This window comes from Sutcliffiella sp. NPDC057660 (genome assembly GCF_042800035.1).
Taxonomy (GTDB): domain Bacteria; phylum Bacillota; class Bacilli; order Bacillales; family Bacillaceae_I; genus Sutcliffiella_A.
In genome coordinates, this window is the sequence record NZ_JBHVHV010000020.1 from 25,833 (window position 1) to 42,996 (window position 17,164).

Consider the following 17,164-nt stretch of genomic DNA (forward strand, 5'->3'; position numbering starts at 1 on the left):
CTTCCCAAAATAGGCAAACTATCAGCGTTATATCTTTAATATAAGTATAGTAATCTTAAAAGACTTTTATACCTCCCTTCCTTAAAAAAATAAAAAAACAACCAACCCTAGAAAAAAATTCTAGGGTTGGCCAACTAATCCTCAATTTTCTTTATAATTTTATTAATCTCATCATTATAATATTCAATATCTGATCCGTATTTGGCAAACATCATAGCCTGCTGCAGCTGAACAATTCTAGTTCTCTCTTCTTCTGAAAGCTTAGGATATATGAAATTACTCATAGTTATATGGATGTCCCCCAATGTAAAGTGGGCCTGGTGCATGTTTTTTTATTTCAGATGAAAAATTTGAATTCGCAAAGATAAAACAGGCTAAGATAATTAAAGCTAGACCGGAAAGGGCAATTATTTTTTTCATAACTTTCTACTCCTTAATATCAATTTCTACTTTTGATGTTTTTGCAATATATTCTAGACATTTGATTACCGGATATTTCACAAGAGAATCAGACTGATTGAATGTTACTCCTGATTGTTGAAGCTTTTGTAATAGTTCACTGAGGGTAATCTCATCTCTTTTTACTTTATTGAAGTGATACAGGACAAGTTTCTTCCATACTATGGGTGGCCCATTAATGTAGCCCTCACCGGGATAACTATGGTTTAAGATCCGTTCCATTTTTTCAGCTTTTTTATCAGCTGCTATCTGCTCTTCATATGAAGTAGTCATTACATTCTCCCCCTAACTAAATGAGCCCAGCACAAGAACGGAAACGTTAGTTTCCGCTTTGTACTGGGCTCATCCCATCTTGTATATGATTAACCTAATTATAGCATATTTACTCAGTTTAAGGAATTTATTCCAAAATACATTCTAACGCAGCCTCTTTGATGGAATCCTCTACATCCATACGTAGCATACCCTTAATGGATTGAAAAGTCTTATCTTTCTCGCTCCAAATCGTGATGTTTTTGACTTCAATCAGGTTAGTATGCACGTGTAAAGTGATTTTAGATTTGTAAGTCTCATTTTCAGAAGAAAGCAGTAATCCTTCAATGACCATTATTCCACTATTATTGCTAATTAACTGCCCATCTATAAACATTCTATCATCGCTCCCTAACATGCTATTTATACATGTTATGCAGCCTGATAGTTTGTTATTCAAAAAACTGTGCTAGATCACCAGAAGTCATTAGGATCCACGTATCTGTCCCTCTTCTTCAGTACACCTATGATTAGTCTCGCTGTCTGCATGGTGGGGATTCGGTTTTTATCATTCGCAAGCTGGCTGATTAACCCCTCGCTTACTTTGGCCGCCTCTGCTAACCATACCTGTTTAATACCATTCTCTTCCAAGTATTTACCAAAAAGAGTCTTTCTCTTTTTCTTTCGATTAACCTTTACCTCTGACACAATTCTCCCTCCCGAAAGTCGAATTAGTAAGAAGTATGGACTAATCTCCTATTATTTAAACGTTTCTTTATTATATTTAATCTTTTAAAGGTTTCTTTAATTAGAGTCTTAAAAACTTACAATCTTTATATCTATTAATATCAATGTTTTCATAATAAAGACTACGATTCTGCTAGTCATTTCGACAAAATACATATAGGACTTTTGGATACATAATATCGAATATTACGGCATATCTTGCTATCACTTGGAAACAACAAGAAAAGCCCCAATGTATCCAAGTGATAGCATGGGGCATTCCTATTTTTTAGTAAAATTTTTAAAAATTATTTAATCATTTTAAGAAGCAGTAGCTCTAGAGGAAATGATCAATTTGATTAATTGGTTTCTATTAATAAGCTTAATCTGGTTATATCTCGCAAGCTCAATAGCAGCATCTGTATAATAGCTATTGGATACAACCCAACCTTCTTCCGCATGATAATAATCCATCGAAGCCCTTACTTCTTGGACTGCCTTTATCCCGATTTTCTTCCGGTAGCGTTTTGCTTGTACCACTATTCTTTTACTTCCCTGCTGCAATATTAAATCAGCTCCATAGTCTCCACTACCTTTGGTAACTTTAGCTATATAACCTAATCGGGTGTATAAGATTTCCAGGTATGACCGGTCATTTGGTCGATCTCCTGAATGCCTGAGTTACTTAGGATGTTGCTTTTTTGCTTTGCCGATACAAATAGAAAAACAAACATTACGGAGACAGATACTACCCCAAAAGAAGCTGTCAGAAATAATGAACTGGTTAATAAAAAGATTCCAAATGTAATTAAAACCACCAACATCATTAGCGATTCTGTTATTATGTCGTCCTTGCTCTTTCTTCTTCTGGCCATACTATATTTCCTTCCTTAAAACAGAAAGGCAAGCATCTAACCTTTTTGTTTATAGTCAAATAGTATTTAAAATTTTAATGGTCCCTGGGGAGTAATAGTGGCTATTTCAGATTTGTATATGATTTGTTGTCTGGAGTTATAATTAATAACCAAGGTAAACGTATCATAATTTGTTAGTTCTCCTTTTAGGGTTTTTCCGTTTTTTAAATGAAGGGAAATAGCAGTTTTACTTTTCCGGATCTCATTTAAAAATGCGCTCTGCATATCTCTTTTTTTCATTTTCATTAACTCCTATTGTTATCATCTGTTTCAACCAATTGTATATCACTGCAGTAAAAAAATCCTATCCCATTTTGAAATTCAACTGTATAACAGGTAGCTCGGTTGTTCTTTTGTATGGAAGAGATGTACCCCCTTTGTTTTGCAAAAGATTTTAAGTAAAAGTAGTCTTCAGGATTCTTATCTTCTAAAGTAGGAGCGGGTTCTAGGACAGTTACTTCGGACCTTAGAGAGTAAGCTACGTTATCCTGAGTTGCATCCGGTTTAGGTTCAAGCATTTCAAAAATACTCAATTGTTCCACAACATCATTACCTACCTCTATTTTTGCTTTCGCCATTCCCAAACAGTATCAAAAGCCTCGACAGCAATTTGTTCCATGGATTTATTTTCTTTTTTAGCTTTGGTTTTAATGAAGTCCTTAAGCTGGCTTGGAATCGAAATATTAAATGGTTCTAGATCACTGTCTAGGAATACTCCTTCGGGTTGTTCCAACACTTTTCCTTCTAAGATATTGTTCTTCAATACCTCTAAAATTTCTTGATCTGTACTTACTACAAGAGAAGGCTTTACCTCTAATTCAATAAAGTTCTCTTGTAAATCAATCCTAATGTTCTGAGGACCAGCGGCAGCATAAATGAGTTCAATTGCTGTATAAATGGAAGATTTAATGTTAAACGGACGTGAAAACCTAAATTTCGCATAACCTCTTCTTGTACTATAGTCTCTATTTTCAATTTTTTGATAACACTCAAAACCACGCTTCTCCGCAACGTCTAAGGGAATATTCTCACCATGTTCAGTAACTATTTTGCTCTTTTCTTCTGTTATTTCCATTAAGCGTCCGTGCTCGTGCGTATATTTATTGATAAAAAGTTGAAATAAGAGAAATCCTTGGTTTTTTAAATAATAAAACTTCTTGTCCAAACGCGATTCAGTTTGATGGCTATATGCCGTTTTAAAACGCTCGAACTCTTCCTTCGAGATAAAATAAATTTCTCTACCTTTATAAAGATGCTTTACGGCACTTAAAGTGCCGTCATTTATAAAAGAATTAACCGTGGCTACATGTATTTTTAATGCATCAGCTACTTCACCAGTAGTAAAACCAGGCTTTTTCAGAGCCTTCTCCAACTTTTCTACTTGGTCGCTAGGGAATAACTTTGTCCTTCTCATTCGCCATTTGTGATCGTATAGAGGAACTAACTTCTTTTCACGAACATATTTATAGATTGTTGCCGTTTTTACGTTTAATCTTTCTGCTACTTCTTCTGTAGTTAAGTACTCTTTAAGCGTTGGATCATTTTCTTCGTTAACCACGTGAACCCTCCTCTAACTTAATATATATATTACTTCTTAACAAAAAGTAATTTAAATTTAATAAATAAAAAGCTATCCAAAGATAACTCTTATTAATAAAATTAGCAACTTAATAGAGGAAAAAGAAAAAGAGTGCATGCATTAATCCATCACAGAACATTCTCCCTTTGCATAATCCTAAAGATTACTTAAGTTAAACTTGCACTATTTAGTTTTTCGAACTTTAAATTTTTTAAAAAGATGCTCAATTCTAGATTAGCTGATTCTCTACCATTGTCAAAAAATATTTCTGTTGTTTTAATATCAAAATAATCTCAGCAATCAGTGATTACACGAATGCTGGTAATATCGATATATTATTTCACATATTCATGTTTTTTGCATTGCCTTCAATTATATTATCTAAAATGAATTGTTTTTTTAAAATTTAGACATTAAGTATCGTCCTTTTTTAGGTGTATAAGCTTTGTACCCTCATTAAAATTAAAATGTATGTCCATATACGCTCCATTAAAAAAGAATATTCAACGAATTCTTTCCCTTTTCATATTTACATTATCAACCATTCTTTGTGAGATATCCATAAAAATTATTACGAAAATTACTTTTATATGGGGTAGCGCTGTTAAAATGTGAATTTTCAAGTTTGCCTTTCGCAGCTTTAATAACGAAAACTTTTACAATGATAAGGCTTTTGAGACAAGTCGTAGAGAGGCACTACCAAGATTTATTAGACGCCTCCCAATAGATTACAACTCTATTGAGAGAAGGCTCTATACCCTATCGTTGTATATCCGTATTATCCTGATGTTACCCCTCATGATAATACACAGGGATTGTTCGTTCATTGACCTGGTGGAGTGCCCGTTTACGTGAAGTGAACACAAAAATCAAGCATTTGTACTATAGCTCCGAGAGAATGAAATACAACCTGATATTTCTTGCTAACTACCTGCGTATGGCGTTCCGATCCATACGAGAATCGGAACAGATTACGTATTCCCTCGCTGACGCAAGTTGGATCAATGTACTATTGTGCATTACGATACCACTAGGCGAATGGCAAAGAGAAACCCTAACATATATTTATATATCACGCAGATATGTATTGTAAGCAAAAAAGGACAACTTAGTGAATGTAACCCATTTGGAACGTGAACAGTAATACACTTTCTCTACTGTTATATTGGCTAGAATGTCTCTAAAACAAGTAACACTAACACTAAATATAAACCAATATGAAAAAACTCACCCTGCCTTTTTCTTCATTCTGGGAGTAAAGAAAACAATTACCGACTAAAATATGTTAAAATACAAGAACAAGCGTTCGCATTTCGGTTTATTTTTTTCGCTTTTTTTCACTTTAATATGTAGCAGCCAAAGAATGGAGAGTGGTGATTATTAAGAAATATACTAGTTTAGACGAATACAAACAAATGAATGTTGAGTTTTTTTCTCAACCCATTGTCAAGGGATTCTTCGAAAGTGATTCCTCTCATATGGAGCTCCTCGAAAAGGCGATCATTCAAGGTGATAAGAAATCCCAAAGAATGTTGGACAACCTGTTTTTTGAGCATTTTTTATTATATAGGCTCGTAAAGTACATCACGACCCTATCCCACTTTTATTCTATTGATTTCGACAAACGGTTGAGAAAACAAAAGGTGAGATACCCTGCAATTTTGGATAAAACGATTGATGATTCGGAAAACGATGGCACCATGGGTGATTTTCTTTCCTACAAACAAGAAGAATTTCATGAGATGAATCAGGATTTAAACTTATTCGATATTATTGAAAATGACAATCTACTCCTAGCTTTCAAAAGTTTAACGCTAAAAGAAATGCAAATCTTACAACTTATAATAATTGAAAACAGAAAACAGGTAGATATTGCTCACTTGTTTGGTGAAACCCCTCAAAATATAGCAAAAACAAAGAAAAGAGCAATAGAAAAAGTACAAAGACAACTAATAAACTTCTAACCTTCAAGGAGAGTGGATATTTGTGAAAAAATTCGATGAAAAAATTCTGATGCGAGCCTTCGTTCTAGTTGACTCGAAAATAAAGAAGTCCACTATGAATACTGATCTGAACAACAGAGAGGATTTAGAACAAGAAATAAAATTAAAGGTCATTGAAGCTATACTAAAGGGTAAAATTGAAACCCCTCTTACGTTTACAGAGTATAAGGAGAAGTTTGACAGGAGAAAAGCAGTGAGCTAACCGATTTTAGCTCACTGCTTTAAGGGGGTGAAAACAAATGGAGATTCCTCAAATTGTCACCATACTAGGGAACTTTGGCTTTCCCGTTATGATAGCTATTTACCTTCTTATCCGTTTTGAGAAACGAATTGAAAGTCTAACGGAAGCTATAACAAAATTACAACAAGCCATGAAAACAAAACTTTAAGAGACTTATAAGATTGTTTTCTTCTAGAGTAGTTCCTGTTTATGTAGTACCAAGTGATATAGTCACTTGAAATAATATGGTTTTTCACGAAATACGCGGCTAACATTATTTTTGCCCGGTCGGAAATGAGTGAACTACGAAGCGCTCAACTTAGTATTTACAATCATGGCATTAATTCACCCAACAAACATAATTTTATTTTGCTTTACCTTTCAGCTAGAAAGGGATATATCGCAAGCACTCCGACATCTTTTGCAAACGCCTTTTTTTGGATTTGCATCCACAGTTAGAATTTCTTTAAAGAACTCCTGTTTATAACGGATACAAAGGGATGCTCGAACTTGATGTGTTTTTATGTCCAATACAAAATTATACCAACATAAGTAACATTTCCTATCGTGGAATATACGGTAAGTGGCCAACAACGAATTCGATTCATTAAAGGAAGAGGAGTAGTAAGACGAGCTCAAACATCTTACGAAACTTGGATTCCTCTCTTATAGTCGAAAAACCGAACCTTACTGGTTCGGTTTTTGCGGTCTTTCACCAAAGAGCAATAAAATAGAACAATAAACAAGTAATATCCAGTATAAATACACAATTAGTGGCAGAATTATGTTAATATTTAAACAAAAATAGATTGTGGGGGAATTTTTATGACCTTAGGGGCATTGTTTATTGTGGTTGTTTTAGTTTTCATTAATGAAATAATAGGAAAACGCTTAACCTTAGGGGGAGTGGACTTAGAGGACTCAAATGGAAGCAAAATGAATATTTTAGGGAAAGGATTTATAACATTAATTTTCTTGAGTATTTGGATTATTGCTTATATCAATAATAGTAATAACGATACACTCAGGTTAGTATTTGTATGTGGTATTGCTTCTATACTATTGTATCAATCCATTCTAGAATGGAAATTCCTCGTAGGGAAGAAACATATTTCCTCTTTATTAACTACTTTTGCAATAATCGTTGTTATTTTTTTATAGAGTCCATAATTGCATTAAACCTTAAGGGTTAGTATTATTTGAGATTGGGATTTAAAGATTAATTAAAGAATTATAACTTTTACTAAAAGGTTCTAATAATAAAAAAAAGAAAAAACAGCAAATTGCTCTGTCAGCTTGTAGAGATCCTTGTTTTTCTCTACAAGCTTTTTATGTGGTTAAGAATCTAGGTAATTTTGTTCATGTTTTAAAAAGAATTAGTGATACTTGCACACTCACATTCCCCTTTCTCTTGCAAAGCCCATACGTTTGTATTTGAAAAGAAATGAAATTTACAGAAAAAACACGCTGTCGATAAAATCTCGACAGCGTAACCTGGAAATTTATTATTTTTTTTAGAGAATAATCCATTGTCCACTAGAAGTTTGTACACGTTTTACAATGTAGGTACCGGGAGGGACAGGGCTACCACCTGTATGTGGCCCTTGAATAAAACGAGCAGAGTTACCGCTCCCTAAGTTATGCTCTAAGAAAAGGAATTCAGCCTCTACCGCTGTGTACTTGCCGTTTTCTAAAAAAGGAATTAATTCATCATCAATAATTCTTCGTCCACCTAAAATTTTATTTTTGTGAAGTTCTTTTGCTGTACTATTCATGTAGTTAACAAGCTCTGCCATGAAATAACCAGCAGAAGCTATCGGTACTGCTTTCCCAACAAGTACACGTCCTACAAGAGCGCCCCAAGCTGCTGAAGTAACTGGGTTAAATAAAACTTGTGAGACAGGTCCTGATAAATTTTCATTTAGTGTACGATAAGCCGCACCATGTGCCGTAGACATAGAGCGAATTTGACTTAGAGTTGCGGTAATTGTGGCAGTATATTCTCTAGTAGTGTATGACATATTATACATCTCCTTAATATTGGATTTTCAAGTTCTCGATTGTGCACGATCGACAACCTGTTATTATATAAAGAGAAATTTATTGTTAAAAAAACAACTAATACTCTAAAATTTTTTTGAATTCATTTATTTCTTGTTATTGGCCCCTATACTCCTCAAACATAACTGAGGTACCAGGCAAAACCCCACTTAGAATTCAAATCAGCCAATGAGCTAACACTATCAAACAAAACATCTGGAACCAATGCCTTCTCAAACCTTATTAACAGATTCGGAAGTAGTTTCCCAAAAATGCGGTTTTATAACGTTAAGCCGTCGGAGCGTTAAATACGAAAATTTAACAAGGTAAAGCATTTCCAGACAAGTCTTAGGAGATACTCCCAAACTTTATTAGATGTGAAATCGGTAAAGTCCCAAGAGATTAAAACCCTATTTGAGACAATGTTCTCTTCCCTATTGTTGTATATCCGCATAATCCTGAAGATACCCCTATATCTATAATCTGAGTTGATAAAATTTCTTCACAAGGGATGTACTATTACTATTATTTTTTTCCGAGTTCCTTCTATTATATATCTTTTAAATGACGAGAGAAATTTCCCTCCCGTTGGGCTTCACAAAACGAACGTATTCAAATTCCCAGGAGTCAAGATCAATACAAGCAGGATCTTCTAATGTAGAGCTATCTAGCTCTATATTATGTCGAGTTTTAAGATGATTCAGCAGCTTGCGTGTTGCTGTTACTTCTTCCAGATTCCTTCTTGTTACTGCAAAACGATGTGGCTTATCTAATAAAGCATACCCAACTCCTATCAATTCTCGTCTTATAGGAGTTGCAGCTAGATACGACTTAACTTCTATTAACAGGTTATCAAATACGAAATTCTCCCCTATATTTGACTCATAGACGGGAACTTCTTTCCCGTCTATTTTTATATGAGCAATCACATTGTTTGATGATAGATTTTCCAAGGTCTGGTCCTCCTCCTTAATCCTTATTTTTGGTATCGAGCATAAGAGATTTATGTTGAGTAGTTAACGGATAGTAATTATTGGATTTTGTGTGTCTAATCGGGAAAATACGGATTTCTTTCTTCGTAACTTTATTAACTACAAAAGGAATCAATTCATTCTTGTTCTTGAAGTACCCAGTATGGCCTTCCACCCACTCGTCAGTTTCTTTAAGGAATGCTTCCCTGCCAAAAACCGCTGACTCTATATGTATGTTATCCTTCACTGGTTCGAGAGTGATTGGCATTACCTTTAATCTACGTACACCTTCCATCACGATTTCAATCGGATATTTGTTATTAGGTTTAATCGCATAGATCACCCCTATTTTCCCGGTGCTTTTCTCCCTTACTATTAATCCCGGTGAAGCTTCCTCTAATTGAAATGATTCTCCCTCTTTCACTGAATAAGAATACCGAGTTGTTTTTGTTTTAATTTGCTTAATAACTGCTTCTTCCGCTAATTGAAGTAATTCTTCCATCGAAATCTCTTGATTCACTTTCAACGTTACCTGGATAGGTTGAAAATTCAACATTACCGTTTTTTCAATTTTTTTCCCCATTTTTGAAACACCCTTTCTAAAATGTTTTTTCTAAAAGGTTAATAGATGAAATATCACTCCGCTGAATATTTGTGATAGTCTATTAACTTGATTATAAGTTAATGATAATTAAATTACAATATGGAAAGTAATTTATGTATATTAAGTTAAAGTATTATTTAGTTATTTAATATTAATATTATATAAACTAATATTGTATTATTTTATATATATAGAATATTGAATTGAAATAAACTATAATAAGTTTATATACATTAACTTATAGTAAGTAAATTAATGTCTTTATAGTTATACCTTGTTGTAATTAATGAATATTAGTGTTCTCTAATTTAATTTAACTATATTTAGTTAAAACAAAAGACTGAGGTGGGTCCCCAGTCTTTTATCGGAAACATTCATCGTTCCGTATTTATTTTTATTGCGGTGTAAAAATATCACTTTTCTCCAGTCAGGAGATCACTTGCTTTTTTTGAAAATAAAAAAGCAGCCTATGAACAGAATAGATTCGAACACACTGGTATGTGCCACAAATTCTAATGTCCAAAGACTGCGTATTGGATTAAATGATATTTTCTGCTAACCCTGTTAGGTTGCATAAAAAAAGCCAAATAGCTTATAAGTAAAGTATATTTCAGCTCTATTCTATTGTAAATATTCTTTTTTAGAGAAAATATTTTTCTGACAGGAGTGTTTGGATGACCACAAACCTAAGTTTGATAGAAAGTTTATCTGCCAGCGCCAAGCTGCCCCCTATTCCAATAATGATAGCAAATTTAAACGACAACCGGTATTACAATAAACTTGCCGTAAGAAGACAATATAATCAAAAGTTTGATAATGAAAAATTTCAGGATTTTAACGATTTAGAAATGATATACTACTACGTTCACGATCAGAAAAATATTGATGATACTAAAAACAAAAGCGAAAAAACTAGAACTGAATACTTAAGAGAACTTCTCCAATTTTCGAAGCATATTGTTGAATATAGTCAGTCAATGGGGATAGAAATATATGATATAAAGGAGGGATCATTATTCAAAAGTCTAGATGAAACCCATCTAGAGAATTATCAGGAATGGTTGGTAAAAACCGCACCAAGACTCCTTTATAATAAAGAAAGGTTCACGGCGACTACTATTGCGAAAAAGACTTCAATTATTAAGAGCTTTTTTCGCTTTTTATTTAACTCACGGTATATAGAGAAGGATGTTGCTGCAGGGCTAAAAGTTGCAACTGTAAAAAGAGAGGAATTGCCTAATAGGGACCTGGGACCATCAGAAGTTCTCGAACTCCTTAACTATTTAAAGGAGGAAAATCATCCTATCTTATTTGGTATCATTCACCTTCTAGTGACAACAGGTATAAGGAATATAGAATTCTGCAGGTTGAGAGTAAAGGATTTGAAGAAGAATTATGCTACAGGAGACTATTACCTTGAAGTGTTGGGAAAAGGAAATAAAAATAGAATTTGTGTCGTAAAACCAAAGGTATTTGATAGTATTGTGGAATTTAGGAAAGTTAGAGGATTGCCAACCTTCCTTAACGATACTGATAATTCTCACCTATTCACAACCAACACAGGCAAACCCTATTCAAATTCGTATTTCTCTACCTATATTAAAACAGCTATAAAGCGGACACCATTGGAAATATTAAAAAACAGGGAGAATCCGATCTCTCCCCATACCATGAGACATGCATTTGCGATAATTTCTCATTACAGCGGTTCAGATATCTATGATATTAGTAGAAGTCTTGGACATGAGCAGATTGAAACGACTGTGATCTACCTTGCTAAAGTGTTTGAACAGGAGCGGAATGCGATTCATCAGTGGAAAAATGGTGTTTTAGCTGAATATATTTAATTTGATTCCAATAGGGGTACCACCAACATTTTGACATAAAACCCACGCTAAGACATTTATTAGAAAATAGGGGAGAATTGATTTTTATTTTCTTACTTATTCGGAAAAACTTAATGCCACATTGCACATCTTTCCTGGTTGCTCAACAACAGTCCAATGGCCACATTTCTCAATCTCTACAAGTTTTGCATGAGGTATGTGTTCCAACAATAGCTCTTTAATTAAAGAAGGGGTTAGCATGTCGTGATTTCCTTGAGCAACAAGGATGGGGATTTTTGAAATCTTATGTACATTTTCAGTCACATTATAATTGTTTCCCATATCCATTCCTATTGCTTTATTCACCACTAAACGTGGTTTTCTCTTTACGCTTTAAAGTTTCTTGAGATAACGTAATAATGCTCCAATATATGAAGTAAATCGTTTATTGAAGATTCTCCGATTTTGAGATTCTCTTCCAATTTGGAATGCTTGATTTTATCATCCTCAGTTTGTCTCTTCTCTAGTTCTTTACTAAACCTTTCTAATCCCTTAGAAGTAACGCCTATTGCAGCTGTTGAAAGCATTTTATTGACTCTTTCCGGATATGTAGTTACATAAAGTAAAGCGAGCATTGATCCCCATGATTCCCCTAATAAATTCATCTTTTTAAAGCCTAATTGTATTCGCAGAGTCTCTAGGTTTCCCATTTCATTATTCAAAGATAGAAAAACCACTTGGCACAAAAATGAATCCAAGTGGTCCTTTATCGTTTAGTTACTTCGGTTTTCTAATGACTTTACAGTAATAGTTCCAAACAATTCTTCTCCAAAGTAGGCCTCTAATTTCCATAATCCCGGCTCAGATAACTTAAGAGTAGAGGGTAAATGGTGATCGGCTCCGTTGTTCGGGGCAAGCATAGTAGAGGCAGGTAAAGAAAAAAGTTCTTTCCTTTCTCCAGTTCTTTCACTAACACCTATTACTTTAAATGGTTTTAGAAAGGTTTTTTTATCTCCCCAAAAGTGCCACATATATTTTTGGTCTTGTCCGGAAATAAATGGCCCGTATTCCGCAATCCCGAATTTCCCATTGTCTCCAATTAGAAAAACTAACTCATCTTCATTAGAAGTTTTTCTAATTAATTTTGCGCTTTCTACCCATTTTTCAATTTCACTATTTTGGTTATGTTCTTCTTCATTAAGGTGTTCAATCTGTTTATTTTCATTAAGGTTTTTTGTTTGTTCACTTGTGCAAGCTGTTAAAAATACAGAAATTAATATTAATAAAGGAATCTTTTTTAACATTTTTACCTCCCAATTTTTTATAATCTCCACAGGGTATTTACCTAAACATTTAAATAGTTTTAAACAGTAATAAGATAAAAATACATGAAGTTACTAGTAAGGTAAGTCCATTTAAGTACAAAAATGTATTTGTCTTATTAACATATAATCGTTTGACATCCTTCATTTCTACTTTTTTACTAGAAAGTAACACAATCACTGTTGGAAGAGCTCTCGAAAATGCATAGACAAAACCAAAAGCAAATCCATAGATAGGGTTCATAAACAATCCAATATAGATATAGAGTATATAGAAGGTAGCATAAGGCATGTACGTGAACATACCTGCTCCTAGAATTAAACCCCAAACCCACATATTTTGAATAGTACTTCCCTTAAACCACTCAGATGGGATTTGCCACTTATTTTCAGGTAACTTTATTTTTATTAACTTAAATGCATCTAATGTATAAACAAATAGTAAAATTGAAAAGATACCACCTTTTATGCTGAAAGGAATCCAAGATAGCACTACGAAAATCATTGAAGTGTAGAGGAATCCAGAAATGGATCCTGAAATAGTTGATGCTAGAAAATAATGAAATGAAACAGAAATTTTTCTCTTTAAAGTCTCCTCACCTAGGAGACTCACCTCTAAGGTTACATTCATACCTCAATTGGTGCCAATCTTTGTAATACCTGAAACTACTGATAAAAGAATACATATTAAAACGGAATAAGTAACCATACTTGCCCCCCTCTCCTAATCTAATATAAAGGGAGAATGCCAAAGTTAATTCTCCCTCTATAGAGCTATTTATAAATTAATGTTACAACCACATGCGTTTGAAATACCTGATTTCCCACTCGGCATACAATCACAACAAGCAATAGAACCCCAACTATAACTTACACACCAACAGCCGGTGGATGTATACCAATGTTTATATACTGAGTGTCCAGAAGGACACTTAGTAGATTGAGAAGAGGAACATCCAGCGCATCTTTTTCTATTAGGGAAGGTACATCCTGTTTCAGGAGGATACCAGGTTTCGCACCAGGAATATGAACCGTTAGCTAAGACCTTGTTTGGGTTCTTTGCAAAGCTCATAAACGATAGAAATATAGCTCCAACCACCGTCTTGATAAAAATTGATCTACTAACTTTCCTTTCTAGATTTTCCGCAATTACTTTAGTGAAATTATCAATAGATTGGACTAATTTAAGCATCAATTTAGCACTCCTTCCAACTCTATAGATTCAAAATCGCTATTAAGGGAATTAATTAACCCTTCAATGTGAGATAGCCCGTTACACAAGCCTTTGCCTTTCACCTCTCCATTTTCATCCAAAGCGAAGGCAAAGGGTGTGACTCTAACTCTGCTTCCTTGTAAGATATTTCTTTCAGGATCTAGAATTAATTCACCTTTAATGGCATCAACATTATTTAGTTTTGAAAAACTCTTCTTATCACCAACACCTATTAAAATAAAATTTACTTTTTTACTATATTTAGTGTAAGCTTTATTCCAATCAGGGAGTAATTCTCTACAAGGCAAACAACCTGGTGAAATAAATGCAATGATTGTAGGTTTATCACTGAATGAATTGTTTGTAACTAATTGGTCTGTGAAATAGGATAATCCTTCAACTCGAGTGAAAACCCTACCTATTGGAACCCCATCACGTTCAATAGCTTCCGATTTGGCTAAATATACTGTTCCGAATTGTCTGAATAATAAAAACAGACAAAATAATATAAATAGAATTGCCGCCCATAAAAGAATATTTGAATAAAGTAAAGCGTCTTGTCCCATTGTAGTAACCTCCCTAATTAAGTAATTCAACATTAATTTTATAGTTGTTCCAAATCTTCTCAAAGAGCAGTATCATGAAAGTCAAAGCAAGACCAGTTAAAAATAGAGGAATTTCGAATTCCACTTGAAAATAATTTTGACCAAAGACAATAACAATGTTAGCAATTAAGAGGAATGTAATTTTCAACAATGTAAGCTTTCCCACTTTTACATCAAGTAATTTTCCATAGCATCCACATGTAGTTTCTTTACCATTAGCTATCATATATGTTACACCAATGGTAAAGCTCACTAACAACAAGAATATCAAGCCACTTCCTATTAGGATATACTCAGTCATCATTAATAAAATGGCTCCACTAATTTCTGCGAAGGGTAATGTAATTCCATATATTATTAAGAAGGGTTTAGGTAAAAAGTCATATTCGCTTACTAACTGCAAGAAATATTTCATGTTTATTATTTTGGGAACTGATGAAACAATTAACATCCAGAATAGTGAATATAAGCAAATATTAAAAATATGCTCCACTATATTCAGTCCTTTCTTTCCTTCCCGACTATACTAATAGGGTCTTTTTTATTAACATCGGAATTTTTATTTTCTTCATTATCTCCAAATGCTCCTTTAAACTCTCTTAACGATTTGCCTACAGAACGCCCTACTTCCGGTAAATTTTTCGATCCAAATACAATCAAACAAACTAGAATCAACATGATAACTCCTGGGATACCAATATTACTAAACACTTAGATCACCCCCTTTCTGAACAGTATTCATTGTTTGTTTTTTCCTAAATCGGTGAAAAATAATATATGCAATGAAAATACTAAGCTCATATAAACTAATTAGGACTCCGAGTACAATTAAACCAGAAATAAAATCAGGTGGAGTTGAAATAACAGCAACAAACGTTAGGAAAATATAAACAAACCGCCTTATAGATTTGAGCTTTTCGGGGGTCAGGATTCCAATGAACGTTAAAAAACTAGTAATTGCTGGAATCTCTAAAAACAATCCAAATATTAAGCAAATAGTGAATACAAAAGAATAAAAATCTGAAAAACTATAAACAGTGTTCATTCCTAATACAACAGTTGCTTCTAAGAAAAATGTTAATAGTAATGGCACAAAAATAAATAGTCCTATACTCGAACCAACGAAAAACAATACAGAAATAATGGGGATAAGGATAAGTGAAATTTTTTGGGTTTGTTTATTCAATGCTGGCTTTATGAAAAAGTATATTTGACCAAAAAGGAAAGGGAGAGTTAAACATATTGACAAAAAAAGCATAGTTTGAAGGTATATAGTGACTGATTCTGTTATTTTAAATACATTTAAGGAAATGTTGTAATCAGCAGCCGACGATTTTAAATAATTCAGTGTACCGGGGGTTAGAAAGTAAGAAATAATAAGTATAAAGATGAAAAATCCGAATATTATAGTTATCCTTTTTCTAATTTCAATAAGGTGTTCCTTTATAGATTTTAAATTCTCTCCGGACTCTAATTCATTCACTTTCACAACTCCTTTGTTTGACTACAGTATTCAGATAATTACAAAAAATTTACCATATTTTTTAAAATTTTTCCATATTTATTCCTGAAAGAATAAATATTTATCTGCTATTCCCAATTTAAAGTGAATTTTCACCTATACAATACTTTACTTCACTCATCGGTAGATTCCTGGCATAAACGGATAATATTGTAAACTTTTTCGAAAACGCTCAGAACTATTATCAGAAGGAGTTGGAGAACATCCCCTTTTTCCTTTTTATTTCTGCATAAAATTTGTAAAGATATAATGCAGAAATCCCATATATCCTCCTTTTTTTCATTCATTATAAATAATTCTGCATGTACTGCACATATCCATTTATTTTCCACTTGGGAAATTAGTAGGCTAACTTATTGAATAATTATTATATTTTTACTATCACTTTCCTGAAAATTGAAATGGATATACATATAAAAAACAAATTCTAATTAAAATTAAAATGAAATAGACTAGTAATAGAAGGACATTATGAAGTTGGGAGGCAAGTTGAAAGGAGAAATGCTGGGACAGATAACTGGTAGAGGATTTGGGAAGTTATTTTCATTAGAGGTAATGGAGAATGGAAGACAAAGAGTTTTATATGGTTTATCAGTCTAAGTGAGAAATAAATGTAAGCTTAATATGGACGTACTGGCGAAAGCTGTAATTATGGTGGCAGAATACCACATGGCTAAGAATGGAATCTGCCCCTCAGATTTAGTTAATGGAAACGCTAATACAAAAGGTGATAAGCATGGGGAAAAGAAAAAGAGAGGACATTCACTCATATATTGAACGAACTATCCTCTCTTATGATAGTCTTATTACATACGTTAATACATATTTTGGACGGAAATACCTTTAATTTCTTACTCAAATACATTTATAAAAAAAAAGAAAGTTTTAAGTAAAGATTACACGCCTAT

Annotated in this window: 26 protein-coding genes; 5 read left to right on the forward strand and 21 right to left on the reverse strand. The window is 33.3% G+C overall.

From position 1 onward, the window contains the following. Nucleotides 1-134: 134 nt before the first annotated feature. The 10 genes from ACFVAD_RS20320 to ACFVAD_RS20365 all read right to left on the reverse strand — a co-directional run bounded on the left by ACFVAD_RS20320 (nucleotide 135) and on the right by ACFVAD_RS20365 (nucleotide 3,909). Nucleotides 135-284: a hypothetical protein gene (locus ACFVAD_RS20320; RefSeq protein ID WP_386644434.1), complete on the reverse strand. Its 150-nt coding sequence runs from the start codon at nucleotides 282-284 to the stop codon at nucleotides 135-137. Beyond that, nucleotides 277-420, reverse strand: a complete 144-nt coding sequence (locus ACFVAD_RS20325) for a hypothetical protein (RefSeq protein WP_386644437.1) — start codon at nucleotides 418-420, stop codon at nucleotides 277-279. Before ACFVAD_RS20325 ends, ACFVAD_RS20320 begins: the two co-directional genes overlap by 8 nt. 6 nt (nucleotides 421-426) lie before the next feature. Beyond that, nucleotides 427-732 (reverse strand): hypothetical protein, encoded by a 306-nt coding sequence (locus tag ACFVAD_RS20330; protein ID WP_386644440.1) that lies wholly within the window; start codon nucleotides 730-732, stop codon nucleotides 427-429. A 127-nt stretch (nucleotides 733-859) separates the two neighbouring features. Continuing rightward, nucleotides 860-1,108, reverse strand: a complete 249-nt coding sequence (locus tag ACFVAD_RS20335; RefSeq protein WP_386644443.1) for a hypothetical protein — start codon at nucleotides 1,106-1,108, stop codon at nucleotides 860-862. A 77-nt stretch (nucleotides 1,109-1,185) separates the two neighbouring features. Continuing rightward, complete coding sequence (locus ACFVAD_RS20340) at nucleotides 1,186-1,419, reverse strand: helix-turn-helix domain-containing protein (protein WP_386644446.1); 234 nt, start codon at nucleotides 1,417-1,419, stop codon at nucleotides 1,186-1,188. 339 nt (nucleotides 1,420-1,758) lie between these two features. Then, nucleotides 1,759-2,079 carry a restriction endonuclease gene (locus ACFVAD_RS20345; protein ID WP_386644636.1) on the reverse strand — a complete coding sequence of 107 codons (321 nt, stop codon included), beginning with the start codon at nucleotides 2,077-2,079 and terminating at the stop codon, nucleotides 1,759-1,761. Further along, nucleotides 2,055-2,312: a hypothetical protein gene (locus ACFVAD_RS20350; protein WP_386644449.1), complete on the reverse strand. Its 258-nt coding sequence runs from the start codon at nucleotides 2,310-2,312 to the stop codon at nucleotides 2,055-2,057. The genes ACFVAD_RS20345 and ACFVAD_RS20350 overlap by 25 nt, the downstream gene beginning before the upstream one ends. 66 nt (nucleotides 2,313-2,378) lie before the next feature. Further along, entirely contained in the window at nucleotides 2,379-2,591 is a 213-nt protein-coding gene (locus ACFVAD_RS20355; protein WP_386644451.1) for an RNA chaperone Hfq, read from the reverse strand. A gap of 5 nt (nucleotides 2,592-2,596) precedes the next feature. Continuing rightward, nucleotides 2,597-2,929, reverse strand: a complete 333-nt coding sequence (locus ACFVAD_RS20360; RefSeq protein WP_386644454.1) for a hypothetical protein — start codon at nucleotides 2,927-2,929, stop codon at nucleotides 2,597-2,599. Beyond that, nucleotides 2,911-3,909: a helix-turn-helix domain-containing protein gene (locus ACFVAD_RS20365; protein ID WP_386644457.1), complete on the reverse strand. Its 999-nt coding sequence runs from the start codon at nucleotides 3,907-3,909 to the stop codon at nucleotides 2,911-2,913. The genes ACFVAD_RS20360 and ACFVAD_RS20365 overlap by 19 nt, the downstream gene beginning before the upstream one ends. Nucleotides 3,910-5,303: 1,394 nt before the next feature. On the opposite strand from ACFVAD_RS20365, the gene ACFVAD_RS20370 reads away from it, so the two are divergent. The 4 genes from ACFVAD_RS20370 to ACFVAD_RS20385 all read left to right on the forward strand — a co-directional run bounded on the left by ACFVAD_RS20370 (nucleotide 5,304) and on the right by ACFVAD_RS20385 (nucleotide 7,314). Next, nucleotides 5,304-5,894 (forward strand): sigma-70 RNA polymerase sigma factor region 4 domain-containing protein, encoded by a 591-nt coding sequence (locus tag ACFVAD_RS20370; RefSeq protein WP_386644460.1) that lies wholly within the window; start codon nucleotides 5,304-5,306, stop codon nucleotides 5,892-5,894. Between the two features lie 22 nt (nucleotides 5,895-5,916). Next, complete coding sequence (locus tag ACFVAD_RS20375) at nucleotides 5,917-6,135, forward strand: hypothetical protein (protein ID WP_386644463.1); 219 nt, start codon at nucleotides 5,917-5,919, stop codon at nucleotides 6,133-6,135. A 37-nt stretch (nucleotides 6,136-6,172) separates the two neighbouring features. Further along, a complete protein-coding gene (locus ACFVAD_RS20380; RefSeq protein ID WP_386644466.1) occupies nucleotides 6,173-6,322 on the forward strand; it encodes a YvrJ family protein in 150 nt (49 codons plus the stop codon). A gap of 656 nt (nucleotides 6,323-6,978) precedes the next feature. Continuing rightward, nucleotides 6,979-7,314: a hypothetical protein gene (locus ACFVAD_RS20385; protein ID WP_386644469.1), complete on the forward strand. Its 336-nt coding sequence runs from the start codon at nucleotides 6,979-6,981 to the stop codon at nucleotides 7,312-7,314. A 353-nt stretch (nucleotides 7,315-7,667) separates the two neighbouring features. On the opposite strand, the gene ACFVAD_RS20390 is transcribed toward ACFVAD_RS20385, so the two are convergent. From ACFVAD_RS20390 to ACFVAD_RS20400, 3 genes are all read right to left on the reverse strand, one after another. Continuing rightward, nucleotides 7,668-8,174, reverse strand: coding sequence for a hypothetical protein (locus ACFVAD_RS20390; RefSeq protein ID WP_386644472.1), 507 nt, complete (start codon nucleotides 8,172-8,174; stop codon nucleotides 7,668-7,670). A 579-nt stretch (nucleotides 8,175-8,753) separates the two neighbouring features. After that, entirely contained in the window at nucleotides 8,754-9,146 is a 393-nt protein-coding gene (locus tag ACFVAD_RS20395) for a hypothetical protein (RefSeq protein ID WP_386644474.1), read from the reverse strand. A 16-nt stretch (nucleotides 9,147-9,162) separates the two neighbouring features. Continuing rightward, nucleotides 9,163-9,747 (reverse strand): hypothetical protein, encoded by a 585-nt coding sequence (locus tag ACFVAD_RS20400; protein WP_386644477.1) that lies wholly within the window; start codon nucleotides 9,745-9,747, stop codon nucleotides 9,163-9,165. Nucleotides 9,748-10,442: 695 nt separating this feature from the next. Between ACFVAD_RS20400 and ACFVAD_RS20405 the strand changes: the two genes are divergently transcribed. Further along, nucleotides 10,443-11,615 (forward strand): tyrosine-type recombinase/integrase, encoded by a 1,173-nt coding sequence (locus ACFVAD_RS20405; RefSeq protein WP_386644480.1) that lies wholly within the window; start codon nucleotides 10,443-10,445, stop codon nucleotides 11,613-11,615. A 96-nt stretch (nucleotides 11,616-11,711) separates the two neighbouring features. On the opposite strand, the gene ACFVAD_RS20410 is transcribed toward ACFVAD_RS20405, so the two are convergent. From ACFVAD_RS20410 to tatC, 8 genes are all read right to left on the reverse strand, one after another. Continuing rightward, entirely contained in the window at nucleotides 11,712-11,963 is a 252-nt protein-coding gene (locus ACFVAD_RS20410; protein ID WP_386644483.1) for an alpha/beta fold hydrolase, read from the reverse strand. A gap of 17 nt (nucleotides 11,964-11,980) precedes the next feature. Beyond that, the gene (locus ACFVAD_RS20415) at nucleotides 11,981-12,316 is read right to left on the reverse strand and encodes an alpha/beta fold hydrolase (RefSeq protein WP_386644486.1); all 336 of its coding nucleotides are present in this window, start codon (nucleotides 12,314-12,316) and stop codon (nucleotides 11,981-11,983) included. 51 nt (nucleotides 12,317-12,367) lie between these two features. Further along, nucleotides 12,368-12,898 (reverse strand): hypothetical protein, encoded by a 531-nt coding sequence (locus ACFVAD_RS20420; protein ID WP_386644489.1) that lies wholly within the window; start codon nucleotides 12,896-12,898, stop codon nucleotides 12,368-12,370. A gap of 49 nt (nucleotides 12,899-12,947) precedes the next feature. After that, complete coding sequence (locus tag ACFVAD_RS20425) at nucleotides 12,948-13,547, reverse strand: hypothetical protein (protein ID WP_386644492.1); 600 nt, start codon at nucleotides 13,545-13,547, stop codon at nucleotides 12,948-12,950. Nucleotides 13,548-14,107: 560 nt separating this feature from the next. Then, nucleotides 14,108-14,695, reverse strand: coding sequence for a TlpA family protein disulfide reductase (locus ACFVAD_RS20430; protein ID WP_386644494.1), 588 nt, complete (start codon nucleotides 14,693-14,695; stop codon nucleotides 14,108-14,110). 13 nt (nucleotides 14,696-14,708) lie between these two features. Then, a complete protein-coding gene (locus tag ACFVAD_RS20435; RefSeq protein WP_386644496.1) occupies nucleotides 14,709-15,227 on the reverse strand; it encodes a MauE/DoxX family redox-associated membrane protein in 519 nt (172 codons plus the stop codon). Between the two features lie 5 nt (nucleotides 15,228-15,232). Continuing rightward, nucleotides 15,233-15,445 carry a twin-arginine translocase TatA/TatE family subunit gene (locus tag ACFVAD_RS20440; RefSeq protein WP_386644499.1) on the reverse strand — a complete coding sequence of 71 codons (213 nt, stop codon included), beginning with the start codon at nucleotides 15,443-15,445 and terminating at the stop codon, nucleotides 15,233-15,235. Next, entirely contained in the window at nucleotides 15,438-16,217 is a 780-nt protein-coding gene (gene tatC / locus ACFVAD_RS20445) for a twin-arginine translocase subunit TatC (RefSeq protein WP_386644501.1), read from the reverse strand. The genes ACFVAD_RS20440 and tatC overlap by 8 nt, the downstream gene beginning before the upstream one ends. Between the last annotated feature and the right edge of the window lie 947 nt (nucleotides 16,218-17,164).

Coding starts and splice junctions, on each gene's coding strand:
- ACFVAD_RS20320 (WP_386644434.1), bottom strand. CDS start 284: ATGAGTAATTTCATATATCCTAAGCTTTCAGAAGAAGAGAGAACTAGA.
- ACFVAD_RS20325 (WP_386644437.1), bottom strand. CDS start 420: ATGAAAAAAATAATTGCCCTTTCCGGTCTAGCTTTAATTATCTTAGCC.
- ACFVAD_RS20330 (WP_386644440.1), bottom strand. CDS start 732: ATGACTACTTCATATGAAGAGCAGATAGCAGCTGATAAAAAAGCTGAA.
- ACFVAD_RS20335 (WP_386644443.1), bottom strand. CDS start 1,108: ATGTTTATAGATGGGCAGTTAATTAGCAATAATAGTGGAATAATGGTC.
- ACFVAD_RS20350 (WP_386644449.1), bottom strand. CDS start 2,312: ATGGCCAGAAGAAGAAAGAGCAAGGACGACATAATAACAGAATCGCTA.
- ACFVAD_RS20355 (WP_386644451.1), bottom strand. CDS start 2,591: ATGAAAAAAAGAGATATGCAGAGCGCATTTTTAAATGAGATCCGGAAA.
- ACFVAD_RS20360 (WP_386644454.1), bottom strand. CDS start 2,929: ATGGCGAAAGCAAAAATAGAGGTAGGTAATGATGTTGTGGAACAATTG.
- ACFVAD_RS20380 (WP_386644466.1), top strand. CDS start 6,173: ATGGAGATTCCTCAAATTGTCACCATACTAGGGAACTTTGGCTTTCCC.
- ACFVAD_RS20385 (WP_386644469.1), top strand. CDS start 6,979: ATGACCTTAGGGGCATTGTTTATTGTGGTTGTTTTAGTTTTCATTAAT.
- ACFVAD_RS20390 (WP_386644472.1), bottom strand. CDS start 8,174: ATGTCATACACTACTAGAGAATATACTGCCACAATTACCGCAACTCTA.
- ACFVAD_RS20400 (WP_386644477.1), bottom strand. CDS start 9,747: ATGGGGAAAAAAATTGAAAAAACGGTAATGTTGAATTTTCAACCTATC.
- ACFVAD_RS20405 (WP_386644480.1), top strand. CDS start 10,443: ATGACCACAAACCTAAGTTTGATAGAAAGTTTATCTGCCAGCGCCAAG.
- ACFVAD_RS20420 (WP_386644489.1), bottom strand. CDS start 12,898: ATGTTAAAAAAGATTCCTTTATTAATATTAATTTCTGTATTTTTAACA.
- ACFVAD_RS20425 (WP_386644492.1), bottom strand. CDS start 13,547: ATGAATGTAACCTTAGAGGTGAGTCTCCTAGGTGAGGAGACTTTAAAG.
- ACFVAD_RS20430 (WP_386644494.1), bottom strand. CDS start 14,695: ATGGGACAAGACGCTTTACTTTATTCAAATATTCTTTTATGGGCGGCA.